A 9,307-nucleotide genomic window follows, 5' to 3' on the forward strand; every position below is an offset into this window, starting at 1 on the left:
AGGCAAAGCGCCTTCGGCCAATGTTGATCCGGGAGACATATCGCCTGTTTGATGGTAAGGAAGAAGTTGTAAAACCGTTTATGGCAGGAATGGAGATGATCCATACTCATTCCCTGATCCATGACGATCTTCCTGCACTTGATGATGATGATTACAGGCGCGGCAGACTGACTACACATAAGGTATATGGGGAAGCCATGGGGGTGTTAAGCGGTGTTGCGCTGCTCAATTACGCATACGAAACCATGTTTCAGGCATTTGCCCTGACAAAAGAGCAGGATCGGGTAATCCATGCGTTGAGAGCGGTCTCACAGAAAACAGGCATTCATGGAATGCTTGGAGGACAAAGTGTTGATGTGGAAAATGACGGAAAGCCCCTTGAAAAAGAGATGCTTGACTATATTTACAGAAATAAGACGTCAGCATTGATCGAAGCCTCCATGATGACAGGCGCAATTCTTGCAGGAGCAAATGAGCAGGAAGTATCTGCAGTGGAGAAAGCTGCCGGAAATATAGGACTGGCTTTCCAGATTCAGGATGATATTCTGGATGTGACCAGCACTGCAGAAGAACTGGGAAAACCTGTACACAGTGATGAGAAGAATAATAAAGTTACTTATGTGACTCTTTTTGGAACAGAGAAGGCTGCTGAACAGGTGGAAGAACTCTCAGAAAAGGCAATCGATCTGCTGAAGAGTCTGAATAAAAATAACGAGTTTCTGTATTTGTTAATTGAAAAATTAATAAACCGCAGAAAATAAAGGAAGGATACAAATGATTCTGGAAAAGATTAAGAAACCCAATGATATCCATAAGATACCATTGGAAGATTTCGAGCCTCTGGCAGCGGAGATCAGGGATTTTTTAATCCGGTCAGTAAGTCGGACAGGCGGACATCTTGCTTCAAATCTGGGAGTAGTGGAACTGACTCTGGCTCTTCATAATGTGCTGGATTTTCCGGAAGACAAACTAATCTGGGATGTAGGACATCAGGCATATACACATAAGATTCTTACCGGAAGAAAAGATGAATTTAAGAATCTGCGACAGGAAGGTGGATTAAGCGGTTTTCCTAAGAGAAGTGAGAGCCCCTGTGATGCATATGATGCAGGACACAGTTCCAATTCAATTTCGGCAGGACTGGGATATGTGCATGCCAGAGATATTCTGGGACAGAAGCATCATGTGGTTTCTGTGATCGGAGATGGTGGCTGCTCACCGGAGGAATGGCGTATGAGGCATTAAATAATGCTGCAGAGTTAAAGACAAATTTTATTATTATCATAAATGACAATAATATGTCCATTTCCAGAAATGTAGGAGGCATGTCCACTTATCTGAGTGCACTGAGAACTGCAGAAGCTTATACAGGAATGAAGATGGGTGTGACAAAGGCACTGAAGAAGGTTCCGAAGGTAGGGACTGCTCTGGTAGATACTATGAGAAAAACCAAAAGCAGTGTCAAGCAGCTTTTTATTCCGGGAATGCTGTTTGAAAATATGGGGTTGACATATCTGGGACCTGTTGACGGTCATAATATGCGTCAGATGATGAAACTCTTTAATGAAGCAAAACGGGTAGAGGGACCGGTAGTTGTTCATGTCCTGACAAAGAAAGGCAGAGGATACGAACCTGCAAGTGCCCATCCGGACAGATTTCATGGAACAGGTCCTTTTGATATTAAAACAGGCCGGGTACTTCAGAAGAAAACAGTGCCGGGTTATACAGATGTTTTTTCCAAAGCACTGGTCTCTCTTGGTGAGAAAAATAAAAAACTGACAGCTATTACCGCAGCCATGCCGGATGGAACCGGACTTGTGGAATTTTCCAGGAGATTTCCGGACAGATTTTTTGATGTGGGAATCGCAGAGGAACATGCGGTGAGTTTTGCGGCGGGTCTGGCTCTTGGCGGCCTGGTTCCTGTTGTTGCCATCTATTCATCTTTTCTGCAGCGTGCTGTAGATCAGATCCTGCATGATGTATGTATGCAGAAGCTTCATGTGATTTTTGCTGTTGACAGGGCAGGGCTTGTAGGCGCAGACGGGGAGACGCATCAGGGCTGCTTTGATCTGTCTTATTTGTCCATGATGCCGAATATGACTGTTCTGGCACCGAAGAATGACAGAGAACTGGAAGAGATGCTTGCATTTGCGGTAAGCTTTGACGGACCGATTGCAATCCGCTATCCGAGAGGCAGTGCGCATCAGGGGCTTCAGGAATACCAGGCACCTGTGGAATATGGCAGAAGTGAGATTATCCGCAAAGGAAAAAAAATCGCTGTGCTGGGAGTGGGAAGTATGATCCCGTCCTGCATGGAAATCTGTAAAGGACTGAAAGATGACGGCTATGATCCTACTTTTGTAAATGCCAGATTTGTGAAACCATTGGATGTGGATCTCCTTGATGAACTGGCAAAGGATCACAGTCTGTTTGTGACAGTAGAAGAGAATGTGAAAAGCGGCGGATACGGAGAGCATGTGTCTGCTTATATGGAAGCCTGTCATCCGGAAATAAGAGTGTTGTCGGCAGCTGTCTGGGATCGTTTTGTACCCCAGGGAAATGTAGAAAGCCTGCGCAGCCGGATTGGACTTGGAGTGGAAGACATCAGACAGGCAATAGAAGATAGTGAGGAATTAAGAGAGCAATGAAGAAACGTTTGGATATGCTTATGATGGAACGCGCCCTTGCGCCATCCCGCGAGAAAGCAAAGGCATTCATCATGGCAGGCGATGTATATGTTGATGGTCAGAAAGAAGATAAGGCGGGAACCATGTTCCCGGAGACTGTAAAGATTGAGGTCAGAGGAAACACTCTTCCGTATGTAAGCCGCGGTGGGCTGAAACTTGAAAAAGCTATGAAAAACTTTGATGTCACATTGGATAGTAAGGTCTGTATGGATGTAGGTGCGTCCACCGGAGGGTTTACAGATTGTATGTTACAGAACGGGGCAGTAAAAGTTTATTCCATTGATGTAGGATATGGACAGCTTGACTGGAAGCTTCGTAACGATCCGCGTGTAGTCTGTATGGAGAAAACCAATATCCGCTATGTGGTACCGGAGGATTTGGGAGAACCGGCAGATTTTTCATCAATTGATGTGTCCTTTATTTCTCTTACAAAAGTACTGCTTCCTGTAAGAAATCTCCTTACAGATGAGGGTGAGATCGTATGTCTGATCAAGCCGCAGTTTGAGGCGGGGAGAGAGAAAGTCGGAAAGAAGGGGGTTGTAGAGATCCTGCTGTTCATCAGGAAGTGATCGAAAAAGTACGCGATTATGCCATGAGTATTTTTATGGAGCCATGTCATCTTTCTTTTTCGCCAATTAAAGGACCGGAAGGAAATATCGAATATCTTCTTCATCTGAAAAAACATCCGGAAGGTACCGGGGTTACCGACAGTCTGAAGGTATCTGTAGAAGCTGTTGTGGCAGAGGCTCATGGACAGTTGGATTAAAAAGGCTGAGTCAGGAAGAAACTATGGACAGGTTTTATATTATTACAAACAGTGACAAGGATAAAAAACTTGAAATCACAGAAAAAATCGCAGATTATCTGAAAACACATCACAAAAACTGTGAAGTACAGCAGGCAGAAAGGAAACATGAGGGTTCCTTTCATTATACAGATCCTGATAAGGTTCCGGACGATACACAGTGTATTATTGTTCTGGGAGGAGATGGCACACTTCTTCAGGCAGCAAGGGATGTGGTGCATAAGGAAATTCCTCTTCTTGGAATCAATCTGGGAAATCTGGGTTTTCTTGCAGAAGTGAATCAGACCTCTCTGTACAGTGCTCTGGATCAGCTAATGGCGGATGATTACGAGGTAGAAGAACGCATGATGCTGGAAGGAAGGGTGTACCGCGGCAGAAAACTGATCGGACAGGATATTGCATTGAATGACATTGTGATCGGCAGAGACGGTCATCTCCGCGTGGTCCGGTTTAAGAATTATGTAAATGATGTTTATCTTAACTCTTATAATGCTGATGGAATTATTATTTCAACACCTACCGGATCTACCGGATATAGTCTGTCAGCGGGAGGACCTATTGTATCGCCCAATGCCGCCATGACGATCATGACTCCCATAGCACCACACACACTGAATACAAGAAGCATTATTTTTCCTGCGCAGGATGTGATCACTGTAGAGATAGGAAAAGGAAGACACTGTGACTGTGAAAAGGGAATCGCATCTTTTGATGGAGATACATTTATCCCTATGGTCACCGGTGACTGCATTCAGATCCGGCAGGCAGATGTAAAGACAAAGATTCTGAAGCTGAACCATTTAAGTTTTGTTGAGGTATTGCGCCGGAAGATGAGAGACAGCTGATCAGCAGGAGGAAATAAGGTGAAAGTTGCGAGACATGAGAAAATTATTGAACTGATTCATCAGTATGATATTGATACACAGGAAGAGCTGGCCTCCAGACTTAATGAGGCAGGATTTAAGGTGACACAGGCGACTGTATCCAGAGATATTCGTGCTCTCAAGCTGACAAAAGTGGCAGGAAAGGACGGAAAGTCCCGTTATGCAATTATTAATAATGAATCAGGAAGTCTTGGAGAAAAATATACAAGAGTACTGGAAGATACCCTGCTTTCTATTGATGTGGGACAGAATATCATTGTGATCAAAACCGTTTCCGGAATGGCCATGGGCGTGGCAGCAGCCCTGGATGCGTTGAAATGGCCGGAAATACTGGGATGTATTGCAGGTGATGACACTATTATGTGTGCTGCAAAGACTGCAGACATGGCACTGGGAGCAGCAGAGAAACTGAGAAGTTTTGTCAGATTGAATAAGTGATCCCACGAGTAACTGCTCAATACCTTTGCAGTTACGATCCTGAACTTTTAACATTACAAATGACTTGATTATGGAGGCAATAAATGTTAGCTCATCTGCATGTGAAAAATCTTGCACTGATAGAAGAAATAGAAGTAGAATTTGGTCCCGGACTGAATATCCTGACCGGTGAGACCGGAGCAGGTAAATCTATCCTTCTGGGGTCTATGCAGCTGATCCTGGGTGCAAAAACTTCTAAAAATATGATAAGGGAAAATGCATCCTATGCACTTGTGGAGCTGCTTTTTCAGGTAGAAAACGAGAAAGCGCTGGAGACACTGAAAGCACTGGATATCTGTCCGGAAGATGGACAGGTACTTCTGTCCAGAAAAATCATGGATGGAAGAAGCATCAACAAGATTAATGGAGAGACAAGTACTGTAGGTCAGATGAAGGCCGCTGCTGCATGCCTTTTGGATATCCATGGACAGCACGAGCATCAGTCACTTCTGTATCAGGATAAGCAGCTTGCAATCCTGGATGCATATGGAAAAGAAAAAATCCTTCCTGCAAAGGAGAAAGTATCTCTGGCATATAAAGAATACAGCAAATGCAAAACAGAACTTGGTTCCATGAATATGAATGAGGAGCAGAGGAATCGTGAGCTGGCTTTTCTGGAGTTTGAGATCAAAGAAATCGAGAAAGCAAATCTGCAGCCGGGAGAGGATGAGGAACTGGAAGCCCGGTACAGAAAAATGAGCAATGCAAAACTCATCGTTGACTCCCTGCAGCTTGTACATAATCTCACAGGCTATGAAAGCAAGGAAGGCGCCGGAGAGACTGTCGGAGAGGCATTAAAGGAATTCTCTCATGTAACACAGTATGATCCGGAGCTTACACCTCTTGCAGAGACACTTACTTCTGTAGACGGTCTTCTGAATGATTTTAACAGAGAATTATCCGCTTATCTGGACGAGCTGACCTTTGATGAAGGAGAGTTTTATGAGACAGAGAGAAGACTGGATCTGATCAATGGACTGAAGGCAAAATATGGACGTACCATTGAGGAAATTTTCACATATCGCAAACTTCAGGAAGAAAAACTGGAAAAATTACATAAATATGAAGAAAATTTACAGGAATTAAAGGAGCATCTCAGAGAACTGGAAAATATTCTTGAGAAAAAGTCGGATGAATTAGCAGAAATCCGTAAAGAATACAGTAAACAGCTTGAGCAGAAGATTATTCAGGGATTGAAGGATTTAAACTTCCTGGATGTGAATTTTGCCATTGATTTCCGGAAAAAGAAAAACTACACAGATAATGGAACCGATGATATCCAGTATCTCATTTCTACAAATCCCGGAGAAACTCTGAAGCCACTGGGACAGATCGTATCCGGCGGTGAGTTGTCTCGAATCATGCTTGCATTAAAGGCAATCCTTGCAGACAGAGATGAGATTGAGACATTGATCTTCGATGAGATCGATACTGGTATCAGTGGAAGAACTGCACAGAAAGTCTCTGAAAAGATGGCAGTGATCGGACAGCATCATCAGGTACTCTGCATCACGCATCTGCCGCAGATTGCAGCTATGGCAGACAGTCATTTTGAAATTGAAAAACATCTGCAGGGAACTGAGACTATTACCCAGATCCATGTGCTTAAAGAACATGATTCCATCCGCGAACTGGCAAGACTGTTAGGTGGTGCAGAAATTACACCTGCAGTTCTTGAGAATGCGAAAGAGATGAAAGAATTGGCACAGAAACAAAAAAATACAAGATTTAAATAAAATAATTGACCACATACTAAGAGAGGATAATCTTTGTGACGGATTGTTCTCTCTTATTTTTGTACCTTTCGGGTTTGCTGTGATGGGAAGTGTTTTATGGCAATTTCACAGTTACAGAATTTCATAAATACAGAATGAAAGGATGTGCATAACAATGAACAAAAGAAAATACAGACTTTTTGTCATCTGTTGTCTTGTGCTGGATCTGTTGGTGATGCTGATATCAGGTTACAGATATCTGGACAGAAAGATACCTGACGAAATTCAGATTTCCAGAGGCAAAAAAACAGAAGATGTCACAGAAGTTTTGTCAACACCATTTGTTACATTTGAAGAAGCAGTTACTGTTTCGCAGGATGGAGGCTATATTCTGCCCTGTAAACTTTTGGGTTATATTCCATTTAAAGAAATAAAAGTGACACCTGCAGATGATCAGGAAATTTATGTCAGCGGAAGCACCATAGGAATTTATATGCAAACAGAAGGTGTTCTGGTGATCGACACCGGTGAAATTCAGAATCGGAATGGTGAGACAGAGGAGCCTGCGAGAAATATTATCAGACAGGGAGATTACATTATCTCATTTAACGGAGAAAAAATCTCTACAAAAAGAGAACTGATAGATGACATCTCAGAACTTGATGGCAGCGAAGTTACACTGGGGATAAGCCGCAAAGGAGAGAGTATTCCTGTATCTGTAACTCCTGTAAAAGACAAAAAAGGAGACTATAAACTTGGAATCTGGGTAAGAGATGACACGCAGGGGATAGGAACGCTTACCTACGTAGATCAGAATGGTAATTATGGTGCCCTTGGCCATGGAATCAGTGATATAGACACTGCCCAGCTTCTGAATATCCGAAACGGAGCTTTGTATAAAGCCCGGATTCTTGCGATTAACAAAGGAAGTAAAGGCAATCCCGGCGAACTTGCAGGATACATCTGCTATGATGACAGAAATATTCTTGGAACTATCGAAGCAAACAGCAGAAACGGAATTTATGGTCAGTTCACAGGGATTGCAGATGATACGATCACTTTAAAGAAAATGCCGGCTGCGTATAAGCAGGAAGTGAAGATTGGAACAGCCACAATTCTCTGCAGTACAGATGGCGAGGTAAAAGAATATGATGCAGAGATCAGAAAAATAGATTTGAATCATGAAGATACCAACAAAAGTTTTGTGATAAAGGTGACAGATAAAGAACTTCTGGAAGCTACAGGAGGGATTGTACAGGGGCTCAGCGGAAGCCCGGTTATCCAGAATGGAAAAATCATTGGTGCGGTAACTCATGTATTTGTTCAGGATGCTTCCAGCGGATATGGAATCTTTATTGAAAATATGCTGAAAAATACAGAAAGACTCTTTTAATGGATGATCAGGATTATGAAACAAAAATCTGATTATTGTCGAAATATATCAGATGCCTGTGAAAAATGAAAATAAAGAAAAAAGAATCACCAAAGCTGTCGACATAAAATAGGACAAATTTCTCTCTGTGTCTTGATTTTTCCGTAAGCATTCCTCTATAATATGTGATGAACCGAAAAAGAAAAGAGATTTATTGAAAAATGGGGGAGGAGTGAAATTTATGGAAAAATTAAATGTGGCAATTGCAGATGATAATGAGAAAATGGTGGAAGTACTTGGTCAGATAATAGAAGAAGACAAAGATCTGGAACTTGTGGGAAAAGCGCATAACGGAGAAGAAATCTGTAACATTATACGTGAAAAGGAACCGGACGTTGTGGTTCTGGATATTATTATGCCGAAAATGGACGGACTGGCAGTAATGGAGAAATTTGCCAATGACAAAAGTCTCAAAAAGATCCCATCATTTATCGTAGTTTCGGCAGTCGGTCAGGAACGTATTACAGAAAATGCATTTAACTTAGGGGCAGATTATTATATCCTGAAGCCTTTCGATAATCAGATGCTGCTTAATCGTATCAAACATGTGCGCAGAGCCGGCGAGAGAAGAATACGTCAAATCGGGCGGCAGCCTGAAAGGACAGAAGACAATCCGGTACCTGTGAGAAATCTGGAAACAGACGTGACAAATATCATTCATGAGATTGGAGTGCCTGCACATATTAAAGGATATCAGTATCTGCGTGACGCCATCATCCTGTCAGTTAATGACATGGAGATGCTCAATTCCATTACCAAGATACTGTATCCTACGATTGCAAAGAAACATCAGACAACAGCCAGCAGAGTGGAACGGGCTATCAGACACGCCATTGAAGTTGCCTGGAGCAGAGGAAAAATGGACACAATAGATGAATTATTCGGTTACACAGTCAGTACAGGAAAAGGAAAACCCACAAATTCAGAATTTATTGCTCTGATTGCAGATAAAATCAGACTGGAATATAAAAATCGCTCTTTCCAATAGTCATAGTTTGGAGTATAATTATTCAATAAAGGCTACCAAGGAGGGTTTTTCGCATGAAAAATATTTTATTTGCAACATCTGAAGCTGTACCATTTATCAAAACAGGAGGTCTGGCAGATGTAGCTGGCTCCATATTGCCGAAATATTTTGATAAACGATATTTTGATATTCGTGTGATCTTACCCGAAATATGCCTGTATGAAACAGGAAGTGGAAAGATATTTAAAATGAACTATATCACACATTTCTACATGGATCTTGGATATAAGAACTGCTATGTAGGAATCATGCACATGGAGTACGAAGGAATTCAGTTTTA

The 9,307-nt window shown here is 42.3% G+C and carries 7 protein-coding genes and 2 pseudogenes; all 9 read left to right on the plus strand.

Annotated elements, in window-relative coordinates:
* Nucleotides 1-761 (plus strand): polyprenyl synthetase family protein (locus AC075J_RS03895; protein ID WP_476390035.1); only part of this gene is annotated, 761 nt, incomplete at its 5' end.
* A 13-nt stretch (nucleotides 762-774) separates the two neighbouring features.
* A pseudogene (gene dxs, locus AC075J_RS03900) lies at nucleotides 775-2,648 on the plus strand (1-deoxy-D-xylulose-5-phosphate synthase).
* Nucleotides 2,645-3,453, plus strand: a pseudogene (locus AC075J_RS03905) (TlyA family RNA methyltransferase). The pseudogenes dxs and AC075J_RS03905 overlap by 4 nt, the downstream one beginning before the upstream one ends.
* 23 nt (nucleotides 3,454-3,476) lie before the next feature.
* Nucleotides 3,477-4,337 carry an NAD(+)/NADH kinase gene (locus AC075J_RS03910; protein ID WP_008704089.1) on the plus strand — a complete coding sequence of 287 codons (861 nt, stop codon included), beginning with the start codon at nucleotides 3,477-3,479 and terminating at the stop codon, nucleotides 4,335-4,337.
* An 18-nt stretch (nucleotides 4,338-4,355) separates the two neighbouring features.
* Nucleotides 4,356-4,814, plus strand: coding sequence for an arginine repressor (argR, locus tag AC075J_RS03915; protein ID WP_008704088.1), 459 nt, complete (start codon nucleotides 4,356-4,358; stop codon nucleotides 4,812-4,814).
* Nucleotides 4,815-4,897: 83 nt separating this feature from the next.
* Nucleotides 4,898-6,589 carry a DNA repair protein RecN gene (gene recN / locus AC075J_RS03920; RefSeq protein WP_118569345.1) on the plus strand — a complete coding sequence of 564 codons (1,692 nt, stop codon included), beginning with the start codon at nucleotides 4,898-4,900 and terminating at the stop codon, nucleotides 6,587-6,589.
* A gap of 154 nt (nucleotides 6,590-6,743) precedes the next feature.
* Nucleotides 6,744-7,961 (plus strand): SpoIVB peptidase, encoded by a 1,218-nt coding sequence (gene spoIVB, locus AC075J_RS03925; RefSeq protein ID WP_227567142.1) that lies wholly within the window; start codon nucleotides 6,744-6,746, stop codon nucleotides 7,959-7,961.
* Nucleotides 7,962-8,181: 220 nt separating this feature from the next.
* The gene (spo0A, locus tag AC075J_RS03930) at nucleotides 8,182-8,988 is read left to right on the plus strand and encodes a sporulation transcription factor Spo0A (protein WP_008704085.1); all 807 of its coding nucleotides are present in this window, start codon (nucleotides 8,182-8,184) and stop codon (nucleotides 8,986-8,988) included.
* 53 nt (nucleotides 8,989-9,041) lie between these two features.
* On the plus strand, nucleotides 9,042-9,307 hold a 266-nt coding region (locus tag AC075J_RS03935), incomplete at its 3' end, for a glycogen/starch synthase (RefSeq protein ID WP_476390036.1).

This window comes from Blautia sp. ZXY-1-C6 (assembly GCF_056339875.1).